Raw genomic sequence first — 24,698 nt, forward strand, 5'->3', positions numbered from 1 at the left:
AACAAATCAGCAACAATTGAGGTAATCCAGAATAGGGTCATTAAGCACGAACTTCGAGAAGGCAAGAGTAACAACCGTTAGAAATAGTGCCGTTACTCTGGACAGGAGATCATCTCTGCCCCCTTTTCTGGGAATCTCCACTCTGAACACCTCTTTCATTTTCTGGAAAAGCCTCTCTATCTTCCATCGCTTTGAATATGTCTGTGAGTGCTTCTCCTTGAAGCTCGAGTCCTTCTTTCTCGATTTCGGTCTCACTATGGCACGTAGATCGCCTTCTTTGGTGAATTGGGACAAGAAGCTCCCTTTGAAGTAACCCCTATCGGCTATAATCAGACCATTGAGATTGTCGAGCATCTCCTTTCCAATGTCGACATCAACAGTAAAATAAGAAAAACGCCGGTAGAAAATGTGAAAAAGCATCGGGAGAAATTGTGGACTAACATTTGAATATTCTCAGGCAAAAAGGGGGTATTCAGATGTTGGGAGAGAAGCAGGTCATTGAAATAAGAATACTTAGCAAGAGGGGAATTACAAACAGAGAGATAGCCAGAGAAATGGGCTGCCATGAAAACACAGTCAGCAAGTATTTGAAGGAGGATTGGAAGAAGATGAAGGGTATTTCAAAACTGGATCCTTACAAAGAGCACATAATCAAAAGGCTAGAAGAGTATCCGTCAATAAAAGCCACAGTGTTGTTCAAAGAGATAAAGGCTCAAGGTTACACCGGAGGAATGACGATAGTTCGGATGTATGTGCACTCCATACGTCCGGAGGATGAAATTGAGAGCACAAGATTTGAGACAGCTCCGGGCAGGCAATTCCAGGCCGATTGGGGAGAGGGTGAGACCAGGATAGGTGGAAAGTCGGTGGTGATAAAGTTCTTCACCATGGTCCTAGGATACTCGCGAATGTTGTATGCCCAGATAGTCAATGACGAGAAGCTTGAGACACTTCTTCAAGCTCATAACAAGGCATTCGAATACTTCGGAGGTTATCCACATGAAGGGCTGTACGACAACATGAAAGCCGTGGTCAAGTCTCTTGAGAGGAAGAAAGAATACAATGCCAAGTTCACAGACTTCGCAGACTTCTATGGCTTCAGGATAATAACTCATCGTCCATACAACCCGAAGGCCAAAGGGAAGGTTGAGAGGATGGTTCCGTATGTGAGAAACAACATACTGTATGCTCAGAGCTACTCAAGCCTCTCTGAATTAGAGAACACTCTTCTCGATTGGTTGGTCATTGCCAACCAGAGATTACATTCTTATCTAAAAGAAACCCCTCTCGAGAGGTTCGAGAGGGAAAAGGAACATCTGAATAAACTAACTAGATTCTATCCCTTGAGGAGATTAAACACAAGGCTGGTAAGAGAGTCCGGACAGGTCATTTACAAAGAAAGAGCTTACAGGGTACCTGAGAAATACACCGGCAAGAAAGTCAACCTGCAAACGGAAGGTCAGATGCTGAAGATTTATTGTGAAGATGATCTGATCAACAGCCAGCCACTCAAAGACCAGGTTGAAGTAAGGTCCTTGAAGGAATACCAGAAACTGGTGGGGGCATGAAATGGCGTACGAAAGAGTGAGAGAGTTAATGGAATCGCTCAAGCTTACCGGAATGATGAACTCGCTGGATTTCTCTCTACACAATTGGGGCAAAGGAGAGAAAGATGTAACCGAGCTCTTGGAAGAATTACTGCTGGCTGAAGTAAAGGAGAAGAGTGAAAGAAGATATCTCACAGCTCTCAAATACAGTGGACTTCCATTTCACAAAACACTCGAAGAATTCGACTTCTCCTTTCAGCCTTCAATAGACAGGAAACAGATAATGGAACTGAAGAGCTTGAGATTCCTGTACGAAAAAGAGAATGTCGTTCTGCTTGGACCTCCCGGGGTTGGAAAAACACATCTGGCAGTAGCCCTGGGAATGGAAGCGCTCAGAGAAGGGAAGAAAGTTTACTTTGTGAATGCAATATCGCTTGTGGACAAACTGAAGAAGGCCTTTTCTGAAAGACGGTTTGAAAAGACGATAGGTTACTTCAAATCGATTGAGCTACTCATTGTAGACGAGTTGGGGTATCTCCCACTTGAAAATGAAGGTGCAAAGCTCTTCTTTGAACTGGTGAGTGAGAAATACGAAAAGGGAAGCATAATTCTTACTTCAAACAGAGGCTTTGCAGAATGGAACAGAATCTTTGAAGACGAGATACTCGCAACAGCCGTTCTTGACAGACTATTGCATCACTGTACCATTGTCAACATACGAGGAAAGAGTTACAGGCTTAGAGAGAAACAGAAAACCGGTCTTATTGGTACACAATTGATTAGTTCGCCTGGTCATTGATTTCACAAAAATCGTTGATGTTTTTCCACATTTCCGATCGATGTTTTTTCACATTTCCGATTGATGTTGACATCCAACTCTAGCATCGTCTTCGTTGGCCTGAGTCAACCTGAACTTAACAGGTATCCCTTCTTCAGTAATTATGAAATGTCCCTTCTTTCCCCAAAAGAATCCGTCCCTGTTCTTGCCAAACTTCAGATTCTTACACTTTTTTATCCCCTGACTTGTGATGTCCTTTATCGGTGTCGAGTCAATTATGTATGTTCCGCCTTTTATGCTTTCTATGATCCTCCTGCTTATCGCTTCAATATCTAGCCTTCTCAATCTATATGATAATGTCTGCCTGGACGGAAGCTCACCTATCACTTTCAGCAGCCTCTTCTTTCCTTCGATCATTTTGTACATCTCAACGATTGAGCTGTAACGGAAAAGTATGAAAATCACATACAACAACACTATCGTTCTGTCCGAGTATTCTCTGGGTCTTCCTTTAACCTGCCTGTGTGCAGGTATTATCTCTCTCACCGCTTCCTTCACTTTTCTTATGTCCTTTGGTGTTATCATTTCTTCGGGACTCTCTCCTTTCGTTTTGTTTTTCATACACAAAAAACATTCTATATGGAGTTGAGTCCCTTTTCTTTCGCCTTATTCCTTTCTTCGCCTATTTATTGGATACGGTCAATGGAAAGACCTATCTTCGATATGTTACCGAATATCCACCCTTTGTTGCACTTGTTTACAGTAAATTCTTCTCCTTAATGCTAATATTCCAGCAATACAAAAAAACTCGCAAATCACAGCATAAGTGTACATGGAGTCATTTTACAGCGTTTATTGACTTTAGATGACTCTAAAAGCGCCTAGCGTCACTTGAAAATCAGTTTTGGGTTAGTCTCATTTACTTATCACCACTTCAGGAGGAGGTAAAAGTATGAGAAAACTCGTTCTTATTGTACTGGTCGTCTTTCTTTCCATTTCCGCATTCTCAACAATCAAAGTTGGGGCTATACTTCCGATGACGGGTGGGGTAGCTGCCTTCGGACAGATGATCTGGCAGGGTGTTAAGCTCGCAAATGAACTCTTCCCACAGGTTTTAGGACAGGATATCGAAATTGTTCTTCTCGATAACAATTCCGATAAAGTCCAGGCTGTAAACACAACCCGTCGCGCCATTGAACAAGACAAGGTCGTAGCCATCATCGGGCAGGTGATAAGCTCAAATACCATCGCAGGGGGCGCCGTGGCTGAAGAGAATGGCGTTGCAATGGTCTCGCCGAGTTCTACCAACCCTCTCGTAACACAGGATCGTAAATACGTTTCCCGTGTCTGTTTCAGCGACCCATTTCAGGGTGTCGCAGCTGCACTGCTGGCCTTCAACAACATGGGGGCCAAAAACGTAGCCGTCTTTGTAGACGTTGAGCAGGATTACGCTGTCGGATTCGCCAACTTCTTCAAAGATACGGCAATTGAGCTCGGCGGAACAGTCTTCTACGAATACTACAAGTCGGGGGATCAGGATTTCACTGCTCAGATTTCCGATGCTCTCTCGAAGAATGCTGACGCTTTTTTCATTCCCGGTTACTACCAGGAGATAGCGCTAATCGCAATTCAGGCACGCCAGCTGGGTTTCTACGACCCTATAATAGCCGGTGATGGAGCTGCCGTTCCTGAGACCATAGAAATTGGTGGCGCAGCCGTCAACGGTCTCTATTTCACCACACACTACGATTCTGGTAGCCCTGCGATCACAGACAACGCAAAGCTCTTCGTCGAAGCTTACACCCAAAAATATGGCGAGGCACCTGGAACTTTCACTGCGCTAGGATTCGATACTTACCTGGTAATCAGAGATGCCATCGAGCGTGCAGGGAGTACCGATCGTGAAGCGATCGCCAAGGCAGTGCGCCAGACAAAAGACTTTCCGGCCGTAACCGGTATTATCACCATCAACGAGTCTGGCGATGCCATAAAGTCTGTAGCGATTGTGAAGATAGAGAACGGTAAGTTCGTGTACGATACAACTATTAATCCGTAATGGAATCGGGGGACCGTATGGTCCCCCTTTCTCTTCGCTCTCTTCATTCGGACAGAACGCGCAGCCGGAGGTGTAATTTTGGATCCAAAGACCCTTCTTCAAAATCTAGTTAACGGCCTCAGTCTCGGTTCACTTTATGCGTTGATAGCGATCGGTTATACCATGGTCTATGGTATTTTGAGACTCATCAACTTCGCTCACGGTGACATATTCATGATGGCCGCTTACTTCACTTTTTTCTTTGTCACACTAATCCAATTGCCTTGGTATTTTGCAGCCATTTTTGCGATAGCCAGTGCTGCATTACTTGGATTTGGCGTTGACAGAATCGCATATAAGCCGATAAGAAAAGCTCCGAGAATATCGGCTTTAATAACGGCAATCGGTGTTTCCTTCTTTCTGGAGAGTCTAGCCGTTGTTATATTCTCCGGTATTCCCAGATCCTTCAGAACCATTTTTCCACAGTTCCTGAACGAAATGATAATTCTCGGCGGTCACATGGAAATAAAGTATGGACAGGAAGTAATCTTGGGGGGTATCAGGTTCCCAATAATCTCCGTTGTCACGCTCGTTGTAACTGCAATCGCCATAATATTCTTGTGGTGGTTTATCTACAAAACGAAGATCGGAATGGCGATGAGATCTGTTTCGGTTGATATACCTACGACTTCGCTGATGGGAGTCAACGTCGATAGAGTCATAGGCATGACTTTCGCTCTTGGTTCGGCACTGGCCGGGGTAGGAGGAATACTCTGGGCGGTAAGATATCCTCAGGTATGGCCATATATGGGCTTTTTACCGGGTATGAAGGCTTTCGTTGCCGCAGTCTTTGGTGGTATTGGTTCCGTACCAGGCGCGGTTGTGGGCGGTCTTGTACTCGGCATAACCGAAGTGATGATGGTCGGTCTTTTCCCCGGAGCTGCCGGATACAGAGACGCGTTTGCCTTTTTCATACTCATAATAATTCTCTCGGTCAAACCTTCCGGTCTCCTCGGAAAACCAGAGCTAGTAAAGGTGTGATGAGATGACCGTAAAGAAGAGGATTGTTTTAACCGCTGTAGCGATTATCTGTCTGTTCGTTATTCTGTACCTCTCTCAGGAGTTCATGGGCAGTTATTATTCGAGGATAATCACGCTAATAGGAATTTACGGAATAATGGCGGTAAGCCTGACCCTCGTGAACGGTATATCCGGTGTTTTCTCGCTTGGACATGCCGGATTCATCGCAGTCGGAGCCTACACATCGGCTCTACTAACTTTGTCTCCTCAACAGAAAGAGATAACCTTTATCATAGAAAAATTGGTATGGCCTTTCAACTCTATTCAACTTCCCTTCTTCTGGGCGACTCTGATCGGAGGGATCGTTGCTGCGATCTTTGCGCTTGTCATAGGCTGGCCTTCGCTTCGCTTGACAGGCGATTACTTTGCTATTGCGACTCTGGGCTTCGCCGAAATCATAAGGATCTTCGCGCTGAACATGAACTCGCTTACCAACGGTGCTCTTGGATTGAAGGCCCTTCCCGACCACACCAACATCTGGGCGTCTTGGGGTTGGCTGTTGGTAACGGTTGCATGTGTGACGAGTCTGGCATACAGTTCCTTTGGCAGGGCCTTGAGGGCGATAAGAGAGGACAGGGTGGCGGCTCAGGCGATGGGTATAAACGTCTTCAAGCACCAGCTTATGGCCTTTGTTGTGGGAGGTTTCTTTGCGGGTATATCTGGTTCTCTCTACGCTCACTGGCTGAGTACTATAGATCCCAGAACGAATACAATAGGTATTATGCTAACGTTCAACGTGTTGATCATGATAGTTCTCGGCGGCCTAGGGAGCATCACCGGAGCTATAATCGGCGGGGCCCTTTTCGCTTTCCTGAGCGAATGGTTGAGATTTCTGGAAGGTCCGATGAACATTCTCGGTTTCAAGATAATGGGTATAACCGGTCTTAGAATGCTCGTATTTTCAAGCCTTTTCGTCGTGATAATGATTTTCTGGCCCAGGGGGATTATGGGAAGACGTGAGTTTTCCTGGGACGGTCTCGCTTCCCTCTTCAAAAGGAGGGATAGAAAATGAGAGTTCTGTCGCTTGAGGGTATTACCATGCAGTTTGGTGGCCTAACGGCCGTTGGAGACGTCAGCTTCGAGGTCAAAGAGGGCGAATTGTTCGGCTTGATAGGACCTAACGGAGCCGGCAAAACCACTGTTTTCAACATGATAACGGGCCATTACAAACCGACCAGGGGAAAGATATATTTCAAGGAGATGGAGATTACAGGGTTAGTACCCGACAGGATAACCAGGATGGGTATAGCAAGGACCTTTCAAAACATTCGTCTCTTTCAGGATTTGACGGTTCTTGAAAACGTTATGGTCGCCCAGCATCATAATATATCCAGTGGCGGACAGGCTGCAAAATGGTTCTTAAAAAGTGTTACCAGGATCGGCTACGCCGCCAAAGAAAGGGAAATGAAAGAGAAGGCAATGAGTCTTTTGAATGTGCTTGGCATAGAAGGATTGGCGAACGATAAGTCTGGTTCACTGTCTTACGGTGCACAGAGACTGCTCGAAATCGCTAGGGCAATGGCCACCGGAGCATCGCTTCTCCTCCTAGACGAGCCCGCAGCCGGCATGAACGCTTCGGAGACTGCTCAGTTGGTTCACACAATACGGAAGATAAGGGACGATTTCAGTTTGACCGTCCTACTCATAGAGCACGACATGAAACTGGTGATGGGACTTTGCGAAAGAATAATGGTGCTGGATTATGGAAGAACTATAAGCGAAGGTGATCCGGCATATGTTCAAAAAGATAGGAAGGTCATAGAAGCTTACCTGGGGAAGGAGTGGGTTACAATTGGAAGATGAAATCCTGAAAATAGAAAATCTCCAGGTCAACTACGGCTCGATTAAAGCCGTGAAAGGCATCTCTATTTCTGTTCAGAAGGGTAGTATCGTGACGATCATAGGTTCGAACGGGGCCGGAAAGAGCACCACTCTGGGAGCGATAAGCGGATTGACCAGACCTTCGGGAGGAAAGATCATTTTCAGGGATAGAGATATAACCCGTTTGGGTGCCGCCAAGACCAGTCAGCTAGGTATATCGCTCGTACCGGAAGGCCGAAGAATCTTCCCGAATTTGACTGTGCGGGAGAACATGATGATGGGCGCCTATAACAGAAAGAACAAGGAAGAGGTTCAGGAGAACTTTAAGACGGTCTTTACGTTGTTTCCAAGATTGAAGGAGAGGTTAAAACAACCGGGCGGGACTCTCTCGGGTGGTGAACAACAGATGCTCGCCATAGGCAGAAGTCTGATGGCCAATCCCGATCTCATAATGATGGATGAGCCTTCGCTCGGATTGGCTCCGATCGTGGTTGAAGAGGTCTTCAAAGCGATACAGTCTCTCAACAGCAAAGGTGTCACGATACTGCTGGTGGAGCAGAACGCTGCGAAGGCTCTAGAAATATCCCGGTATGCTTATGTTCTGGAAACCGGATGCGTGACACTGCAGGGGGATGCAAAAAAGCTCCTCGAAAGTGAAGAGGTTCGAAAGGTTTACCTGGGTATATGAAAGAGAATCACCCTTGAGCCCCTTCGGTGGGGCTCCTTTCTTTTTTCTTCCTTCTAATATAGGCTTTTAGACCTGTTTCTTTTCCACTTGATATTCTGTGAAGGTTTTCTAGATTCCTGGAGATCATTATCGTTGCGATAGGAAGAAGCATCAGCGAGATTCCCCAACGGTAACCGAATATCCTGAAAAGAAAGATCATAACCGAAGATACGGCTATCACTCCGGGAGCAGAATAATCGGTAATGGCTATGAATATCAGCAGTATGGTCATACAGATCAAGGCTACCTGGTAGTCGAGACCTATCAATCCTCCAGCGAGCGTGGCCGTTCCCTTCCCGCCTTTGAATCCCAAGAAAATCGGGTACATATGCCCGATAGTCGCAAAGGTTGAAGCCACAAATAGCATCTGATAAGTCCAGTTCGGATCAACCCCTTTGATTATTAGAATAGTTCCCATACCCTTCATGAAATCTATCGCCCCGGTAAGAATGCCAATCTTCCAGCCCATAACGGAAACCATGTTTGACGCGCCCATGTTACCTGTTCCCCTCTTTCTGATATCGAACCCGAAAAAAACTCTCCCGATCAGGTAGGCAGTGGGTATGGAACCGATCATATACGCGAAGACCGCAGAGTATATAAGCTTCATCTCATCTCACCCGCTACTTTTTCGGAAACCATGGAATGAAAGAGTTGGTTTCTTTCATATATTCCGTGAATTTCGGGTATTGTCGGTATTTTCTTTCAAGGTAAGGAACACCCGAAACGAACCTCAAGAGGAATGTTATTAAAATAGGGCTAATAATGGCCAACCATCCATCCTGCAATGAAAGCGCGACTATGAAAATGCCCCACCATTGAACGGCTTCACCGAAGTAATTGGGGTGTCGGGAATATCTCCAGAGGCCGCTCTTCATTATATCGCCAGGCTTTTTGGTTTTTACGAACTTTTTCAGCTGATTATCGGCGATTGCTTCGAAGAGGAAACCTGCGAACCAGATCGACAGTCCCAGAAGATCCAGCCAGCCCAAGGATGGACCGGATGTGCTGTTCACAAGCATAACAGGATACGCTACAATGAGCATGAAGAAACCCTGAAGGACATATATCTGGAGGAAAGAGCGTATCAAAACGTATCTTCCCCAATTCTCTCTCATAGCCGCGTATCTAAAATCTTCGCCCCTGCCTCTGTTTCGCCTGAAAATATGGATTGCCAGTCTCAACCCCCAGAGAGTTACGACGGCAGTCACCAGTAGCTGTCTGAGATTGAATTCTCCGAAGGAGAGAAGGGTGAAATAGCCGATCAAGACAAACCCCGTTCCCCAGGCGACGTCAACAATCGAATTATCCTTCCTGATCGAGGCTATCAAGAAGAAAATACTCATATAGACGAGAACCACAAGAGTGCTAAACATAGCAACTTCGATCATACAGCCTCCTCAGCGTACTTTTATTTCTTCCGACCAGGTGTTTCTCTCACATAACACCGAAACGCTCACTGCTCCGATCCCGGCGCTTATTCCGACAACCGGGGAGACCTCCATTATGAATTCCGGTTTTTTCCCCAGTAGCTTCGTGAGGCTTTCTTCAAAAGCCTTGGCCTGCTTCGGTGCGTGGGCGTGTGTTATATTGTAATTCTCGATCCTGCACTTTCTGTTCAGTTCATCGATATAACCAAGTATCTTCTTCATATTTCCGAGTCTGCTGAAGGCCTTTCCATAAAGTTTCGAGTTGCCTTCTTCATCCACCGATACAATCGGCTTCAGGTTCATCATTTTGGCCAGCAAGCCCTTCATGGGACTGACCCTTCCGCCCTTGACCATGTATTTCAAGGTGTTAACACTGACGAAGATCCTTGAATTCTTTGTGAGCGACTCGATGGTTTTGACTATTTCGTCGTGATCCGTTCCATTCTCTATGAGCTGCGCGGCTCTCAGGACAAGCAATCCAAAGGAGCCGGAGACGTGCCTGGAATTTATTACACTGATTTTCTTTCCTTTAAGCCTTTCTGCCGCTTTCAGACTTGAATTCCAGGTACCGCTCAATTTGTCGGAAACATGGATGGCTATGACCGAATCATAGTGTGTAGCCAGAAAGTGGTAGAGGTTCTGAAAAGAGTTAATACCTGGCTGGGCCGAAACCGGATAGATATCGGTGCTCTCGAGCATCGAATAAAACTGGTCGGGCTTGATGGTTATCTTATCAAGATAATGGCTTTCCCCAAAATTCAGAAACAGTGGCACAACGTGGATTTGGTAATAATCTATGATCTCTCTCGGCAAATCGCATACCGAGTCAATAACAAGCGCGATGGGGTATTTTCGTCTCTGACTGACTCTGTACTGCATCTCCATGTCGTCGACTTTCTGCTGCGTGATACTTCCATATTTCCCTAGCCTGTAAAAGAGATCGGCCGGCTCGTTGGTATGTATATGAACCCTTGTACGTTTGTTGGAGCCGACTACCACAATTGAATCTCCATAAGAACCAGCATCTCTCTTCAAAGACTCTTGATCGATTCCAGTTCCCTCTATAATCGCTTCGGTGCAGTACCTGAACTGTATGTTGGTCTCATCTACATGAACATGATTGTGCAGTTCGATGTCGGGAATGACTTCGTCCTCCATTTCAACGGTCTTTCCACTCAGAAATATCTTTATTCCCTCCACGAAGGCTACGAAACCTCGGGCTCCGGCATCCACGACACCTGCCTTTTTCAAAGCATCGAGCTTCTCTGGCGTCTCTTCAAGAGATTTCTTCGCGACCTCGTTGGATCTAGTTATCATTTCAAGAAAGGAGTTTTCGGAGCCCCCGGCAGAGTTCAACGCTTCGGCCCAATCTTTCATAACTGTAAGCATTGTTCCTTCTACTGGCGTGGTCATTGCATCGTAAGCGTAAGGGACGGCTTCCCTAATGGCCCTGGCAAAACTCCGGCTGTCAAGGCTCTCTTTGTTGCCGATCGCGTTGCTAAGTCCGTGTATGTACTGGGCGAAGATCGCTCCAGAGTTACCTCTGGCACCCATAAGAGCTGCGTCGGCGATAGATCTGGAAGTCTTGCCTATGGACTGAGACACGGCTGTCAACTCTATTATTGATTTCATCGTAGAAGCCAGGTTGGTTCCCGTGTCGCCGTCCGGAACCGGAAAGACGTTTATCTTGTTGAGGTATCCCTGCTCCTTTATAACAGCCCTGGCGCCAGAGAAAAATGCGTTGAAAAGTGTCGGTCCATCGATTACTTTCTGAATCTTTTTCTCCATTTTCTCCTCCTGTCATGACACCGTTTATGAATATGTTAGCACAACGGAGATTGGAGTAAAGCTCACTGTATGTAGTGATTAGATTTTTGGGGAAAAAGAGAAAGTATCGACGGAATATTTGAAGAGAAAAATCGCCCGCTTTCAAGCGGGCGATGGGATTGCTTATATAGACATTCGATTACTTCGCAATTCTAACTTTTGCTGCCTGAGGACCCTTTGGGCCGTCCTCAACTTCGAACTCTACTCTCTGACCTTCGTCAAGAGTCTTGAAGCCATCCATTTCGATTGCGGAAAAGTGAACGAAGACATCCCCACCTTCGTCCTTAGTAATAAAGCCGTACCCCTTTGTTCCGTTGAACCATTTCACAGTTCCTGTCATACTTGAGTGTTCCTCCTTAAAATTACCTTGCACCACTTGCAAAGCGATAGTGTCCTTCTGGACAGATTCATTATAACACACTAAACTCAATAAAATGCAAGTACCCAATCTGAAAGAAAAAAATTTTTGTCAATCTTCTTGCCGAATTTTCGGTTCACTTCCTTTGATGTCTGTCTACTCTTTATCGAAAAGATTTCCAGTCTCTCTCCTCTGGGAAAGTTCTAACAGAAGCGAATGGAATTTCAGGCACTCTTCCCTGGAAGGATCGACCTGTCCATATTTGACAGGTACAAAAATCGACGTAACCTCCGAGACCACTCCCCTCTTCTCCTGATCGATCTCCACCATCAATTCATTGGGCGTAAGCTGAACGTAATTCTTGAAAAAACTCATTCTCATCCATCTGTATCCATCAAGGATGAACTTTCTGTTGTATTTGAGGGGTGGTACTTCGCGGTCCAGCGGTTTTCGACTTCCTCGAGGTTCTTTATTGGGATTTTCCATATTGCTACCGCGTCTTCGTCTCTCTACGCCGTTCGTAGTTACGAAAACAATCGCTAACGCGAGTGCGATAGATAAAATGGCTAGTGCAACTAATGAAGACCATCTAAGAGTTTCGAACAGGATCCCGGACAACGCCGACTCTTCGGAAATTATATCTCCACTCGGAGAATCCTCAACCTCTATGACGTTTGAAGACGGAGTCTGGGATTGAACTCCCCCGTCCAACGAAAACTCGACGTTTTCTGCCAGGGGAAGTGATCTTAGATACATGAATCCCCCTATTATGAATATCAATAGAGAGATCAAAATTAGTAAAGGTGGTATCAGTCTGGCAAATCCACGCGTGATACGGAACATCTTCCAAGCTATTGAAGCCACTAAAACGAACGAAAGCGTATAAAACAGAGATATGATTATCGAGTCCACAATTCCCGTTTCCGGTTGAGCTTCGTCAACCATACCGGGGGATCGAAGCGGATTTCTCTCCATACTCTGGGCGTCGGTCGCCGTTTGACCATCCTGGACGTACTCAAGAGGATTTTGGTTCTGAGATGATTTAGTGCCTTCGAAATGCTCCTCGCTTTCGAGGCTTCTAATAAGACCTCCAATCGGTCCTTTTGAAACAATCATGATAAGCACCGATAGTACCAGAACTGAGACAAGCAGTAGCCTGGAAAAGCCTGGTATCGTAAAAAGCCTGTAGCATACAATAAACAGAAAGACCCCAACCGCGATTTCCGTCAGTATCGGGCTGATAGAAAAGGCTACCCCCAGTATCAACAGACCTGTCAGGGCTGAATATGGGTGCCAATCCATGACTAGAATTATACCGGCTATCATCGTAACTGTGGATAAGGTGTATAAAGCGTCGACCCGGAGAATTCCGCTCAGAAGTATTATCAATGCAAAAAGAGTTATCGGTAGAATAAAATACACACTACAGCCGGTTCTGTTACTTCCGTAGACGAAAAGAAAGGCGATTATCGCTCCACCGGCAATTGCGATCAGTAACCCGCCAGTCTGTATCAATGCTAAGATTGCTACGGATGCGACAATGAAAGTCTGAACCTTGCCGGTATTACCTATGTTTACAAACCTCCCCGAAGGTCTCCGCCAGCGACCGATTTTCCTCCACCACCCGCACGATTATCTGCTCCTCCTCAAGAAGAGAACTCCTCCTTTTCAACTCTTCCATCGCCATGGGGAGCATCTGGTAAGACTTTCCCGGTAGTTGACCGGGCTTTCTCAAACCGAACGGCATAAGAAGCACAACGACACGACTTGCACGACTTCTGGCCTTTACGAGATCGGGGAGTACACTCTCGCCGAGGTACAGAGAGAGGACCACCACCGTTGTGGTGGGATCGTAGCGACCCATATCCCGGGATATGTATTCCGAAAACGACGGCCCTTTTTCACAACCGTGAGCCATCGAAAGCACTTCGAAAAAATCTATCCAGTCCCTGCCAGTATCATCTGTGTAACTCACTTTCTCACCCACCGTAACAAGTGTCAATCGACCGGAATCGGTTAAAATCTTTCTTATCAAAGATCCGGCAACCTCTATGGCAGTCTCCTCGTAATCTACTCTTATCCTTTCCCACACATCGCGTGCGAAGACCTCGTCAGAAAGGTTAAGATCCAGATAGAGAAAGGTCTTACTGACGGCCGTAAAGCCGAACTCCTTCGAATAAAGTCTGCCCATTCTCGCAGAGGCTTTCCAGTGAATTCTATTGAGTGGTTCCCTGTCGTACACCCTGATCCCCCGGAAATCGGTCAGATCCTCCATTAATTTGAAATCGCTCTCCTTTCCCGGAAGCAATTCACGTAACCTTATTGGGAAATTGCCCGGATCGGTTATTCGCGGAAGAATCAAAATCTTCTCTTTCAGAGAGTAAGTAACCATAAGGGTGAAAAGCTTCGTTGGATCCCTGTAAAGAATCTCCAGTTTTGAAATGTCCTTCTCACCATGCCTTCTGAAACTCACCGTGTATTGAAAGCTAACTGCGTGCTCGCTCCCGACTACTACTTTTTCACCCTTTGTACTGGCAAAATCATATCTGCCCACCAACGTAGGTGTAGCGATGAGTTCGAGCCGCATTGGTGACGTGGCGGAAATAGAGTATTTCAAGGTGAGATACTCACCAGGGAAAAGCCTTTCTCTGTCAATTGTTCGTATTATATTAAGTCTTTTGACAGATATTACCACGAAATAATAATGAATCCAGAGAAGGATAACCAGTGATCCGATCATCAAAGAAAAGGTATCTACCGACATAATAATCCAGACTAAGACCGCCATCGAAAACATGAAGAGTGGTCTCTTTCTAGAAATTAAGCTATCAAACCTCAATTCTCTCATTTTCAAGTGGAACCGGAACGGTCTGCAGAATTTCCTCTACGACATCTCTGGCCTTTCGTCTCATCAGACGGGCTTCGGGTTTGAGCATAATCCTATGTGATAGTGCCTCCGGAGCTATTTCCTTGACATCGTCGGGAATTACGAATCCTCTTCCCCTGAGTCCTGCCAGTGCCCTGGCCGCATCGACGATGGCGATCGAACCCCTTGGGCTAGAACCTAGTGAAAGATCCCTGTGATTCCTGGTTTTAGAAACTATCGCAACCACATACTCCAGTATCGATCTCTCTACCTTTGTTTCCTTAACTCTTTTCATTATATTCAGCAGCTCATCTCTACTGGAGACGGCCTTGAGGCTTTCCAGTGGATGCTCGAGCAACATACCTTTCAGAAGCGCTACTTCGTATTCCTCATCTGGATATCCCATCGAGAGTGAAATAGAAAATCTGTCGAGCTGGGCTTCGGGGAGTGGAAAAGTCCCTTCGAACTCTACGGGATTCTGGGTTGCCATGACAAAGAAAGGTCTTGCCATGAAGAAGGTCTTCCCGTCGATTGTAACCTGTCTCTCGCCCATTGCTTCGAGAAGGGCCGATTGGGTTCTCGGAGTGGTTCTGTTTATCTCGTCTACCAGAAGTACTTCCGTAAAGACAGGTCCCTTTTTGAAGATGAACTCGTTGCTTTTGATATCCAGCACATTAAGTCCCGTTACATCGCTGGGAAGAAGGTCGGGTGTACACTGTATTCTCCTGAAGTCCAGACCCAGGGAAACGGCCAAACTTCTTGCAAACACAGTCTTTCCAACGCCGGGAACATCGTTTATAAGAACATGGCCGCCACTCAGAAGAACGGCCAACGCCTTCTCTATTATCTCTTCCTTACCCACTATCACTTTGGCAATGTTCCTTTTCAGCTTTTCACCGAAGAAATCGATTTCCGGCATCTCTTCACCTCTGTAATTTTTACGATCTCTAAAAGTCTATCATGGATGTTTGTAGGAGCGTGAAGCAGTTATATTTTTCGACTAGAAACTCAATAAATAATATCATTCAATAAACTCATTTTTTTGTATTACTATTCAGTTTGATCTGAATGCGGTTATTCATGAAAAGACAAAAAGCAGAAATTGGGAATGTCCCTAGCAAAGGTCTTGACTGTCCTTGCAATTTCAAACATAGTACTTGCGACCGTCAGTATAAATTCATCTCGATCTCTGAAGACATCTGGTAAAGTAAACGCCTCCCTTTCTCTTGAGTAAGGAATGATAAATTTCATGCATCATAGAATATCTTTGTGAACAACGGCGACTGTAACTATCCTGTGAGAAACAGACACACTCCCCAACTGGTCATTACCGACTCAATAACGGCCTATACTATCTATGCGCTGGGGCAGTCAACCGACCTAGACCCCTTAATGGCTGCTGCCAGCACACGTCGAAGATCTCATTTCCAGTAGGTCAGCCAGGCTGGGTCTGGCAGAAATTCAAACCTGGTAAGCAGTGCTAGAACGGTATCTTACTCCCTTTTTCTTTAGCATCCGTCCTTAGAAGTGCTTTCAATATTTTATCACTAAGTCTTCGCGAGTTCAGTATGGCCGGTATAATCACCAGAGCTGCCACGGAACTGGTGGCCATCGTGAAGGTCATAAGTATTCCAAATGCCGACACCGTAAGAAAGTTGGAAAAGGCGAGTATCGAAAAACCCGAGATGAGAGTTACTGCATTTATGAGTATTGCGCGTCCTGCCGTACGGGACGCCTTGTTGCTGGCCCTTTCCAGAGAGTTACCCAGTTTAAGTTCGGACTTGACCCTTTCTATGAAATGTATCGAATAATCTATTCCGACCCCCACAGATATGCTCGCCACCAGAACGGTTGCAGCATCAAGAGGTATTCCAGTTAATCCCATGATTCCCAAACTGAAAACTATCGTGAAAAGCAGTGGTAGCATGGCGATAGAACCTATGAAAATCGAAAGGAACATAAGAGAAACTATAAGCCAGACTATAATCGCCGAGAACAGGAGACTGACCGCCTGGCTCTGGGAGAAGCTCTCCATGTGTAATTGGATTACGCGCGGCGTGCCCGTGAGGGTGAGTGTGGCGCCGGCCGGTAAAAACTTTCGAAGTTCTTTTTCTACGCGAACCAGTGTTCTGGATATCTCGCGCGTACTGGTATTTCTGATATACGTGTGTATAGCGGCCTTCGAAGAATCCTTGCTAATGTACCCTTGTACCCCCGAGCTTCCGATGCCCGATTTTATAAGCGTTATCTGTCCCTGGTTGAGTTCTCCCGGATAGATCGAACCTACCAGGCTGTAGAAAGAAGATGTTCTAGAGAGTATATCGAAACTGTCCAGCACTTTTTCCATCTCACCTAGCGCCTTCATAAAATCCACAGTCATTACTCCGCCTTCTTTTCCCGAATCGACAGCGATTATTAATAGGGAGGAGCCGCCGAACCTCTCTTCAAAGTTGATAACACCCATGGATACGGCGCTTCCCTTTCTAAAGTATCTTGATAAATTCGATTCGAACTGTACGTTTGTGATACCGACTACACAGACTAGGGCCACGGCTATCGAAATCAGCAACACGATCCGTCTCTTCTCCGCCACCGCCATGGAAAATCTGTACAACAGCTTGTCCATGAAAGGTTCTTCTACGCTTCTGGAAGAGGCTATATCAACCCTGGGTGCGGGAAGCAAAGAAAGTAATGCGGGAACGGCCAGCAATGAAAACAACATAGCGTAGATAATTCCGAAAACGCTGAAGTAGCCAAGTTCTTTCATCGGAATGATAGAAGAGAATACGAGTGAGCCAAAACCAGCAGCAGTCGTCAGCGAGGTCATAACTACCGGCAACACCAAAGAGTTAATCGATTGTGTTATCGCCTGTCTTTTCTGACTGCCACGCGAGATTTCTTCGCGGTATCTACTGAAAATATGTATGCTGTCGGCGCTGCTCATTGCTATCAGCAAAACGGGTAAGACGGCGCTAATTATCGTGAGGGGTTTGCCGAGCGTGGCCATGAAGCCTAAAGTCACCACAACAGTAGAAAGCACAGTGATTGTCGGAGCCAGCACTCCCGCGATGCTTCTGAAGCTCAGTATTGTGACTAGAAATACAATGGCTATGGCCAGCGGGAAGAGAGTTATCACATCCGCAACAACCGTTTTGTCGACCGAGTAGCCTAAGAAGAACTCTCCAGTGAGATAGTAGCCCCCTTCACCCCATTCATCTTGCAGTATCTTCTGAATTTCGTCAATGGCTTTCTTTCCTCGGCTACCTAGACCGCCTCTAATGTACAGCCTCACAACGACCGCATCTTCCGAAGGACTGACGGAGAAACGGCTATCAAAACTCATGGAAAGATTATTACGGAATACTTTGAGTTCTTCTTCGTTAGAAGGAGTCGCAGAGGTTACTGGCAGGCTCTTAACACTGAAACCTTGAAGAGTCATGTAAGTCGAATCGAGAGGGCTCAAAGCACGCGCTACATTTTCTACCTTCCGCAGGTTCGCTGTTGTCAGCGCTATCCTTTGCCAGGTTTCCAGTGTTCTCGTATCACCAACGAGGACCAGATAGAGCGGTTCCCAAATTGAGAAGTCTCTCGCAGCCAGCTCTATCTCTTTTATTTCGCTGGCCGATTTCGTCGCTAGATTGTCTATGTCCGTCTCGAATTTCAGAGAAGTTGTCTTCGTTCCAAAGAAGATCGTGAGTGCTGCAAAGAAAATCAGTATAATCCAGGGAAACGCCACGCTGAAGGAAACGGCCTTATCGATAGCTTTCTTGAAGAGATTCGAAATTCCAGACGCGATACCCCGTAATTTCGACTGCAGCAATCTATAGCCCTCCCAGAATAGACGTTCTTTAAAAAGAATCATATCATGTTGAATACGCAAAGGCTCAGTCAGTACTTCAAAGTTATTACTCAAAATGGTAGTATATTGTTAGCATATCAAACAAAAGAAGGTTGTGGTTTGAGGAAAAACGTTTTTCTACTCCTGATTTACACGTTCATATCAACGATAACCATCTCCATGTACCGGGTAGTGTTTAACCTTTATCTCAGAGAATTGGGCTTTTATAACAACACCATTGGCAACATTACATCGGCCCAGCTATGGGGTTCGGCAATAATAGGTCTTATAGCTTCCGTAATTGCCGATAGGATTGGAAAGAGAAAGATACTGTTTTTTTCGGCTATCGTCGTGCCGGTTGTTGGAATCGCTCTAGCTTACATTGCCGACCCGGGTGTTATTATATTGCTTTCATTCATAAAAGGTGGCTTCACGGTGACGGTCTTTACCGTAGTGATGGCCGCTATGACCGGAGTCACGAAGACGGAAAACAGGGCGAGAATCTTTGGGTTGAACTTCGGGATAAACATGGCGAGCGGTGTTGTTGGTAATTTTGTGGGTGGCTTTTTTGGAGATCTCTTTGGATTGCAGTCGACTCTTTTGATTTCTATGCTCGGGCACTTTGTTGCCATAATTCCCGTCATCCAGTTGCAGGTAATCGATACAAAGTCGAGATTCAAAGAACTCTTCGATTTCTCGAGTTTAGAGCATGACGAAAAAAAGGTTCTAACTTACTACTTCGCATCTACGGCATTAGTAGGCTTCGGTGCCGGGCTCTTCATACATTTCGGGAATCTTATATTCAAAGATCTCTTCAATATGTCGGCCACGGGTATAGGCATAGCCCTCTCGATCGCGCAATTTGGAACGGCCGCCGGTTCAGTCATGTCTCATCGTCTGGGCAGGCGTTTTGGACCTTTGAGATTCAATCTTGCGATGCAGCTGCTGGTAGTTCCGCTTATGCTCTCTCTCGTAGTTGCGCGCGAGCCGATACTCTTCACGATGCTGTATGCCTTAAGGTTCGTGTTCATGAACATAACTAACCCTATAATGACATCCATAATCTATTCATACGTTCCGAATTCGAAACTGTCCACAATATCCGGTCTGAACGGTTTTTTGAACAACACAGTCAGGGCTATTGCCGCGATTGTCTTCGGTTACATTGTCGGCACATACATTAGCGGATATGGCCAGCTCTTCCTTCTTAGCACAGTATTCTACGGAATAAACTCGTTCGTGATCTTCCTCTTCTACCGAGAGTTCGGGACCAAGAACAGGGTGATGGAGCTTTACGAAGAGCGGAACTCTCGAGCGTGAGAAGAGCGGTTCTTGGTTATTCGTTCTTAGTCCAGATTCCATCCTTATAAAGACCCAGACCGATCAAGAACTGCTACCTGAATCCAAAAAGGCTTTTAGGGTTTCTTTCAGCGACGATTACGGCTGGAGCTGATGGGCGTATTAACCCTGGATATATGAAAACTCGCCTTTCTTTGTACAGGGTATTGTGCGCGATTGAAGAGAACTCCAAATACTATTGAAAAAGGCTGATTCTCTCGTCTGTCGCCTCTTATATTCTACCTTTGAGCGTTCAGTGGCTGAAAATGTGTTCTATAAGGATCTTCAATCCGATCGATACAAGCACCAGACCGCCTATCGCCTGCATCGACTTCCCGAATTTTTCGCCAAGTTTGTGCCCCCCCTTTATTCCAAGAAAGGAGAGAGAGGCCGTTACTAAACCTATAACAACGGCAGTTTCCAGAACGGGTTTCTTTAACAAAGCGAAGGCTATCCCCACAGCGAGGGCATCTATCGAAGTGGCTAAAGATAGCATTATAAGATGCACTCCTCTGGTTCTATCGAGGCACAGTCTTTCCTCTTCTTTCTTGAAGACTTCGAGAAACATCTTGCTTCCGATGAAGGAGAGGAGCGCGAAGGCTATCCAGTGATCGAAAGACTCGATGTACTTTTCGAACCTCGAACTCAGAAGCCATCCGAGTAAAGGCATCATGAACTGAAAGAATCCGAAGTGGAAAGACACCCTGAAGATCTGTCCGGGTGTGATTTTCTCCAGAGAAACACCGACACATATCGATACCGCGAACGCGTCCATTGCCAGACCAAAAGCTATAAGAATGCTTTCCATTGCAAACCTCGATGCTTCAAATGTTTCTACAATGCTATCATGAATGGACGCGGCGTTCCTGAATCGATGAAAAAGTTTTGATATACTCTTGGGAGAGGTGGAGCTATGGAGATACTGCCCTATTCGAAAGACAGACAGGAAGAGATAATGATGGTGGAAAAATTCTACGCGGAGAAGTACCCGTTCGCCGAGAGTTTTGATGTCTTAGACCTCAAGAATCCTCTCCTCAATGGAAGAAAAAATATTCTTCTCGCACTTCAAAGCGGAAAAGTCGTAGGTTTTTCGAAATTCCTTTCACGACAGAACTTCTCCAGTAAATTTTATCATCACATATGGCTAGATATAAAAACCGTCCCCTTCAACGGGGCTCACGAAGTTATGAAAAAGCTTTTTCAAAGTTCTATCCGTCCGATAAGAGAATCCACGAAGTCTTATTTCAGGGCTGCCGGAACGAGAATCTGTGTAAAACTTCACGAAAGCGAGACGGAAAGAAGCAGGTTCTTCGAGGAGCTGGGATTCCTTCCATGGATCGATTTCTATTACATGGAAAGAGATCTCGAACTTCCGGTAATGCCTGTAAAACTTCCCGAGAGTCTGTTGGTGAAAGTCTGGAAGCCAAAGAAAGAACCGGAGATCCTCAAATATCTGAGTGCCGAACAGTCATGTTTTCCAGATTCTCCGCTGGAATACAGGTACTTGAATTACTTTTTCCAGAGACCAGACTGGAAATCCCAAGGGGCCGTTATAGCGGTTTTTGATGGCAAAGAAAACCTTGTCGCGAGTTTAATGGTGTATCCATCGAGCAACGGCGTATATTACACCGAAGAAGTCTTCGTCGTGAACAGATGGAGGGGAAAGGGGGTGGCGAGAGCCCTGATGTCGGAGGCTCTAATCTATTTGCAGAATAGACAGGCCAGAAGCGCCCTCCTTTCCGTGACATCCGACAGGACGACGGCGTTGAAGATATACAGGGAATGCGGTTACGTGCATACTTTTACCAGAAAAGTCCTTGTCTTGCCAATATGATGAAGATGCTCATATTAAACGTCACTAACAACATGTGATCAATAGTTTTCTCGAACGGGACTTCACAAAATCCAGCGTACGCAAATTTTGCGTACAATTGATCATCAATTATAATCAAACATTATTATTGATTAATTGAATATAATCAAACAAAATAGATTTATGTTTGATTTATTTATTTTGCATGGTACAATGTTCCATGGAGGTGTAGGCATGGAATTTGTGGAACTTTTCTGGAAGGCGAGTATAGAAGATCTTAAGCGTGGCTATTCACTGATCGAGAGAAATTATGTCTGCCATTACTGTGGAATGGGCTTCGAAGAAGGAGTAGTTTACACGGTCAATGGGATTTTCTTCGATGCGAAAAAGGCCGTTGAAGAGCACATAAAATCCGTTCACGGTTCTGTTTTCGAATCCATGATGGCGAGAGAGAGAAAACACACTGGTCTGACGGAACTTCAAAGTGAGCTGATGAGTGGATTTTTCAGCGGTCTGGATGACGGAGAGATAGCCAGGAAAATGAATATCAACCGTTCGACAGTCAGAAACCATCGGTTTCGCCTTAAAGAGAAGGCCAGACAGGCGAAAATCTTCCTGGTTCTTTTCGAGCTGATGGAAGAGAAAATCAAAGAGGAAGACAGGATGATCGGTGTTCACAGAGGCGCGACCATGATCGACGACAGATATGCAATAACCGAAACGGAAAGGGAAGAAAAAATAAAAAAGTTCTTCGAAGAAGACGGTATTTTGAAAAGATTTCCAAAGAAGGAAAAAGACAAGCTGATTGTTCTCATGAAAATAGCCGGGGATTTCGCCAGCAACCGCATCTACTCGGAAAAAGAAGTTAATGAAATTTTGAAACGATACTACGAGGATTACGTGTTGTTGAGAAGATACCTGATCGAATACGGTTTCATAACCCGCAAGCCCGATGGCAGTAGCTACTGGTCGATTTTCTGATTTTGCGCTCTCACGCCTCTCATCTTTCACTTTTAATCGATGAAAGGTGTGTTTGTTCAGATGGAGCAGCATTCAGTACAGGCAACGGAAGACCACTCTTAATTCCTGACTTGGCAGAATGTGACAGGATAAAGACGAATCAGTCCGGATATTTCGAAACCCCATTTGTAAAAGGGGGCTGTATATGCGAAAATAAATATGGACAATTATTATCGTCATTGGGAGGTCTTTTAAATGGAGTCAAACAATCAAAAGAAGGTACTTGTCGTTTATTATTCCTATGATAACAGCACGAAAACCATAGCCGAAATGATCGCCAACGAAACCGGAGCCGACCTCTTCGAGCTGGTTCCACTTGAGGAGAGCGGTGGAAAGAGAGTGAAGTATATGTGGGAGGGAGAAAGTGTGATAATGAATCCTAATCCCCGTTTGAAAGCGATACCGGATAAAATGGAAGATTACGATCTTATATTTTTCGGAACTCCTGTTTGGGCCATGAGTTACGCTCCGCCGTTCGAAAGTCTGTTAAATTCCACTCGGTTGTATGGAAAGAACGTCGCGCTTTTCTGCACGCACGAAGGACTCATGGGAATAGTTTTTCAGGAGATGATCAACAAGCTCAAGGATAACAAGATAGTGGGAACGATCGATTTCTACGATCCGGTCGGTTCGGGAATCGAGTACGCGGCAAAAGCCGGTAGAAACTGGGCTAGACACGTCCTTAAATCGGTCATAGAACCGTGATAGCCCTGCACGGTAACCAAAGAAGTTATCCTTACTAGATTTGACAATATGTACCTTTGAGATGTCTAAATGAAATAGACAAGGAGTTCGCTATTCTAGTGTTTCCGGTCAGTTTTAATCCATCCGGACGTTCTTCACCACGACTTTACTCTTCCATCGGCCGGTGCGGTAGTAGATCAAAGTGAGTATCAATCCAACGCTCCACGCCACGGGAATCGACCACCATATGCCGCTTTCGCCCATGAACCCCGAGAAAATCGCCGCTAGAGGCACTCTTATAAGCCAGAGCGAAAGTAAGGAGATTATCATCGGAACAAACGTATCGCCCGCGCCTCTCATCACGCCCGTTGTGATAAACATCCAGGCCACGACTCCGTAGAAGGCGCTAACGATTTTGAGGTAATTCGAACCTATTCTTACTACCTCGGGATCTGAATTGAACAGTCTTATCATGAATCCTCCGAACAGAAAGATGAAGATCGCCGTGATGAATGCAAGACTGACCGAAACCAGTAGAGTTACCCGGTGACCGCGCTTGACTCTCTCCATTTTTCCCGCGCCGAGATTCTGTCCCGCGAAGGCCGATATGGCCGCGCCGAAGCTAAATATCGGCATCGATGCGAAGGTATCAACCCGAGTCGCCGCGATGAAGCCGGCCACGGTGTTGGTGCCGAAACCATTCACTAAAAATTGCAGAGCCATCATACCCAAAGAGAAAAGCATTTGTTGAACTCCTGCGGGTAGGCCGATTCTAAGAGACTTTTTGAAGATCTCACCATCGAATCTCATTCCTTTTAGTTTGATACCGAGGAAATCGTGGTTTTTGTTCAAGTATAGGATTCCAGAGAGGAAGGAAACGCCCTGGGAGATTATGGTCGCCCAGGCAACACCGGCGATGCCCCAGCCGAAGGTCATAACGAAAACTAGATCGAGCACTATGTTGAGGAGAGTGGCTATTATTATGAAATAGAGAGGCGTTTTAGAATCTCCAAGACCTCTGAGTATGGCGCTTATTGCATTGTAACCGAAAAGCGTAAGCATTCCTGCGAAAATTATGTTCAGATAAGTTTGCGCTTGGCCTACTATGTCCTGAGGGGTGTTCATCAATCTAAGAATTGGTCCGCTGAGAAGGACTCCAAGAATGGAAATTGCGATCGATCCAAAAAAGAGAAATATATACGTTGTATCTAGAGTCTTTTTAAGTTTTTCATAGTCCTTCGCTCCGAAGTATTGCGAAATCAGAATGGTGGCTCCCATAGTTACTCCCATTATCAGTGATAGAAGGAGGAACATGATCGGAAAGGAAGCCCCGACGGCCGCGAGTGCCTCTTTGCCCACCACATTTCCCACTATTATCGAGTCCACAGTGTTGTAAAGCTGCTGAAATACATTTCCCAGAAGCATCGGGATAGCGAATTTGACGATTAGACTGCCTTCGTTTCCACTGGTTAAGTCTTTCACGTAGTCCTCCAAAAATAAAGGTTTCTCCATATTCTACTCTACAATCATCTTTGA

At 45.7% G+C, this 24,698-nt stretch carries 23 protein-coding genes; 11 read left to right on the forward strand and 12 right to left on the reverse strand.

The window, feature by feature from the left end:
* Positions 1–6 precede the first annotated feature (6 nt).
* A complete protein-coding gene (locus MESINF_RS09595; protein ID WP_169699615.1) occupies positions 7–420 on the reverse strand; it encodes a transposase in 414 nt (137 codons plus the stop codon).
* Positions 421–476: 56 nt separating this feature from the next.
* On the opposite strand from MESINF_RS09595, the gene istA reads away from it, so the two are divergent.
* Together istA and istB are read left to right on the forward strand one after the other, a co-directional pair.
* Complete coding sequence (gene istA, locus MESINF_RS09600) at positions 477–1,568, forward strand: IS21 family transposase (RefSeq protein ID WP_169699616.1); 1,092 nt, start codon at positions 477–479, stop codon at positions 1,566–1,568.
* Between the two features lies 1 nt (position 1,569).
* Positions 1,570–2,346: an IS21-like element helper ATPase IstB gene (istB, locus tag MESINF_RS09605; protein WP_169698615.1), complete on the forward strand. Its 777-nt coding sequence runs from the start codon at positions 1,570–1,572 to the stop codon at positions 2,344–2,346.
* Positions 2,347–2,394: 48 nt separating this feature from the next.
* On the opposite strand, the gene MESINF_RS09610 is transcribed toward istB, so the two are convergent.
* On the reverse strand, positions 2,395–2,946 hold the full coding sequence (locus MESINF_RS09610) for a hypothetical protein (RefSeq protein WP_169699617.1): 552 nt from the start codon (positions 2,944–2,946) through the stop codon (positions 2,395–2,397).
* 331 nt (positions 2,947–3,277) lie between these two features.
* Between MESINF_RS09610 and MESINF_RS09615 the strand changes: the two genes are divergently transcribed.
* From MESINF_RS09615 to MESINF_RS09635, 5 genes are all read left to right on the forward strand, one after another.
* A complete protein-coding gene (locus MESINF_RS09615) occupies positions 3,278–4,381 on the forward strand; it encodes an ABC transporter substrate-binding protein (protein WP_169699618.1) in 1,104 nt (367 codons plus the stop codon).
* A gap of 78 nt (positions 4,382–4,459) precedes the next feature.
* Positions 4,460–5,401: a branched-chain amino acid ABC transporter permease gene (locus tag MESINF_RS09620; protein ID WP_169699619.1), complete on the forward strand. Its 942-nt coding sequence runs from the start codon at positions 4,460–4,462 to the stop codon at positions 5,399–5,401.
* 4 nt (positions 5,402–5,405) lie between these two features.
* Positions 5,406–6,452: a branched-chain amino acid ABC transporter permease gene (locus MESINF_RS09625; protein WP_169699620.1), complete on the forward strand. Its 1,047-nt coding sequence runs from the start codon at positions 5,406–5,408 to the stop codon at positions 6,450–6,452.
* Entirely contained in the window at positions 6,449–7,243 is a 795-nt protein-coding gene (locus MESINF_RS09630; protein WP_169699621.1) for an ABC transporter ATP-binding protein, read from the forward strand. Before MESINF_RS09625 ends, MESINF_RS09630 begins: the two co-directional genes overlap by 4 nt.
* Entirely contained in the window at positions 7,233–7,949 is a 717-nt protein-coding gene (locus MESINF_RS09635) for an ABC transporter ATP-binding protein (protein ID WP_169699622.1), read from the forward strand. Before MESINF_RS09630 ends, MESINF_RS09635 begins: the two co-directional genes overlap by 11 nt.
* 7 nt (positions 7,950–7,956) lie before the next feature.
* Here the strand turns inward: MESINF_RS09635 and MESINF_RS09640 are convergent, their stop codons facing one another.
* The 8 genes from MESINF_RS09640 to MESINF_RS09675 form a co-directional block, all read right to left on the reverse strand.
* Positions 7,957–8,598, reverse strand: a complete 642-nt coding sequence (locus MESINF_RS09640) for a glycerol-3-phosphate acyltransferase (protein ID WP_169699623.1) — start codon at positions 8,596–8,598, stop codon at positions 7,957–7,959.
* Between the two features lie 13 nt (positions 8,599–8,611).
* Positions 8,612–9,379, reverse strand: coding sequence for a DUF1295 domain-containing protein (locus MESINF_RS09645; RefSeq protein ID WP_169699624.1), 768 nt, complete (start codon positions 9,377–9,379; stop codon positions 8,612–8,614).
* Between the two features lie 9 nt (positions 9,380–9,388).
* Positions 9,389–11,206, reverse strand: a complete 1,818-nt coding sequence (locus MESINF_RS09650) for a DAK2 domain-containing protein (RefSeq protein ID WP_169699625.1) — start codon at positions 11,204–11,206, stop codon at positions 9,389–9,391.
* 178 nt (positions 11,207–11,384) lie between these two features.
* Positions 11,385–11,585, reverse strand: coding sequence for a cold-shock protein (locus MESINF_RS09655; protein WP_169699626.1), 201 nt, complete (start codon positions 11,583–11,585; stop codon positions 11,385–11,387).
* 174 nt (positions 11,586–11,759) lie between these two features.
* On the reverse strand, positions 11,760–13,118 hold the full coding sequence (locus MESINF_RS09660; protein ID WP_169699627.1) for a hypothetical protein: 1,359 nt from the start codon (positions 13,116–13,118) through the stop codon (positions 11,760–11,762).
* A gap of 49 nt (positions 13,119–13,167) precedes the next feature.
* Positions 13,168–14,400 carry a DUF58 domain-containing protein gene (locus MESINF_RS09665; protein ID WP_169699628.1) on the reverse strand — a complete coding sequence of 411 codons (1,233 nt, stop codon included), beginning with the start codon at positions 14,398–14,400 and terminating at the stop codon, positions 13,168–13,170.
* A gap of 31 nt (positions 14,401–14,431) precedes the next feature.
* Positions 14,432–15,388 (reverse strand): AAA family ATPase, encoded by a 957-nt coding sequence (locus MESINF_RS09670; protein WP_169699629.1) that lies wholly within the window; start codon positions 15,386–15,388, stop codon positions 14,432–14,434.
* 561 nt (positions 15,389–15,949) lie between these two features.
* A complete protein-coding gene (locus MESINF_RS09675) occupies positions 15,950–18,289 on the reverse strand; it encodes an efflux RND transporter permease subunit (protein ID WP_169699630.1) in 2,340 nt (779 codons plus the stop codon).
* 138 nt (positions 18,290–18,427) lie between these two features.
* Between MESINF_RS09675 and MESINF_RS09680 the strand changes: the two genes are divergently transcribed.
* Entirely contained in the window at positions 18,428–19,627 is a 1,200-nt protein-coding gene (locus tag MESINF_RS09680) for an MFS transporter (protein WP_169699631.1), read from the forward strand.
* Positions 19,628–19,898: 271 nt separating this feature from the next.
* Here MESINF_RS09680 and MESINF_RS09685 read toward each other — a convergent pair whose 3' ends face one another.
* The gene (locus MESINF_RS09685) at positions 19,899–20,453 is read right to left on the reverse strand and encodes a manganese efflux pump MntP (protein WP_169699632.1); all 555 of its coding nucleotides are present in this window, start codon (positions 20,451–20,453) and stop codon (positions 19,899–19,901) included.
* 105 nt (positions 20,454–20,558) lie between these two features.
* Here MESINF_RS09685 and MESINF_RS09690 point away from each other — a divergent pair, with 105 nt between their 5' ends.
* The 3 genes from MESINF_RS09690 to MESINF_RS09700 all read left to right on the forward strand — a co-directional run bounded on the left by MESINF_RS09690 (position 20,559) and on the right by MESINF_RS09700 (position 23,183).
* Positions 20,559–21,479, forward strand: coding sequence for a GNAT family N-acetyltransferase (locus MESINF_RS09690; protein WP_169699633.1), 921 nt, complete (start codon positions 20,559–20,561; stop codon positions 21,477–21,479).
* Positions 21,480–21,692: 213 nt separating this feature from the next.
* Entirely contained in the window at positions 21,693–22,439 is a 747-nt protein-coding gene (locus MESINF_RS09695) for a DUF2087 domain-containing protein (RefSeq protein ID WP_169699634.1), read from the forward strand.
* Between the two features lie 234 nt (positions 22,440–22,673).
* Positions 22,674–23,183 (forward strand): flavodoxin family protein, encoded by a 510-nt coding sequence (locus tag MESINF_RS09700; protein WP_169699635.1) that lies wholly within the window; start codon positions 22,674–22,676, stop codon positions 23,181–23,183.
* A 114-nt stretch (positions 23,184–23,297) separates the two neighbouring features.
* On the opposite strand, the gene MESINF_RS09705 is transcribed toward MESINF_RS09700, so the two are convergent.
* Positions 23,298–24,644, reverse strand: coding sequence for an MATE family efflux transporter (locus MESINF_RS09705; RefSeq protein ID WP_169699636.1), 1,347 nt, complete (start codon positions 24,642–24,644; stop codon positions 23,298–23,300).
* Positions 24,645–24,698: the final 54 nt, after the last annotated feature.

The sequence above is a fragment of the Mesotoga infera genome, assembly GCF_900157305.1.
GTDB classification, from domain to species: domain Bacteria; phylum Thermotogota; class Thermotogae; order Petrotogales; family Kosmotogaceae; genus Mesotoga; species Mesotoga infera.

Bases quoted from the DNA above. Each gene is read 5' to 3' on its own strand.
- MESINF_RS09595 (WP_169699615.1), bottom strand. From the start codon at position 420: ATGCTTTTTCACATTTTCTACCGGCGTTTTTCTTATTTTACTGTTGAT.
- istA (WP_169699616.1), top strand. From the start codon at position 477: ATGTTGGGAGAGAAGCAGGTCATTGAAATAAGAATACTTAGCAAGAGG.
- istB (WP_169698615.1), top strand. From the start codon at position 1,570: ATGGCGTACGAAAGAGTGAGAGAGTTAATGGAATCGCTCAAGCTTACC.
- MESINF_RS09610 (WP_169699617.1), bottom strand. From the start codon at position 2,946: ATGAAAAACAAAACGAAAGGAGAGAGTCCCGAAGAAATGATAACACCA.
- MESINF_RS09615 (WP_169699618.1), top strand. From the start codon at position 3,278: ATGAGAAAACTCGTTCTTATTGTACTGGTCGTCTTTCTTTCCATTTCC.
- MESINF_RS09625 (WP_169699620.1), top strand. From the start codon at position 5,406: ATGACCGTAAAGAAGAGGATTGTTTTAACCGCTGTAGCGATTATCTGT.
- MESINF_RS09630 (WP_169699621.1), top strand. From the start codon at position 6,449: ATGAGAGTTCTGTCGCTTGAGGGTATTACCATGCAGTTTGGTGGCCTA.
- MESINF_RS09640 (WP_169699623.1), bottom strand. From the start codon at position 8,598: ATGAAGCTTATATACTCTGCGGTCTTCGCGTATATGATCGGTTCCATA.
- MESINF_RS09645 (WP_169699624.1), bottom strand. From the start codon at position 9,379: ATGATCGAAGTTGCTATGTTTAGCACTCTTGTGGTTCTCGTCTATATG.
- MESINF_RS09650 (WP_169699625.1), bottom strand. From the start codon at position 11,206: ATGGAGAAAAAGATTCAGAAAGTAATCGATGGACCGACACTTTTCAAC.
- MESINF_RS09655 (WP_169699626.1), bottom strand. From the start codon at position 11,585: ATGACAGGAACTGTGAAATGGTTCAACGGAACAAAGGGGTACGGCTTT.
- MESINF_RS09665 (WP_169699628.1), bottom strand. From the start codon at position 14,400: ATGTTTTCGATGGCGGTCTTAGTCTGGATTATTATGTCGGTAGATACC.
- MESINF_RS09670 (WP_169699629.1), bottom strand. From the start codon at position 15,388: ATGCCGGAAATCGATTTCTTCGGTGAAAAGCTGAAAAGGAACATTGCC.
- MESINF_RS09685 (WP_169699632.1), bottom strand. From the start codon at position 20,453: ATGGAAAGCATTCTTATAGCTTTTGGTCTGGCAATGGACGCGTTCGCG.
- MESINF_RS09690 (WP_169699633.1), top strand. From the start codon at position 20,559: ATGGAGATACTGCCCTATTCGAAAGACAGACAGGAAGAGATAATGATG.
- MESINF_RS09695 (WP_169699634.1), top strand. From the start codon at position 21,693: ATGGAATTTGTGGAACTTTTCTGGAAGGCGAGTATAGAAGATCTTAAG.
- MESINF_RS09700 (WP_169699635.1), top strand. From the start codon at position 22,674: ATGGAGTCAAACAATCAAAAGAAGGTACTTGTCGTTTATTATTCCTAT.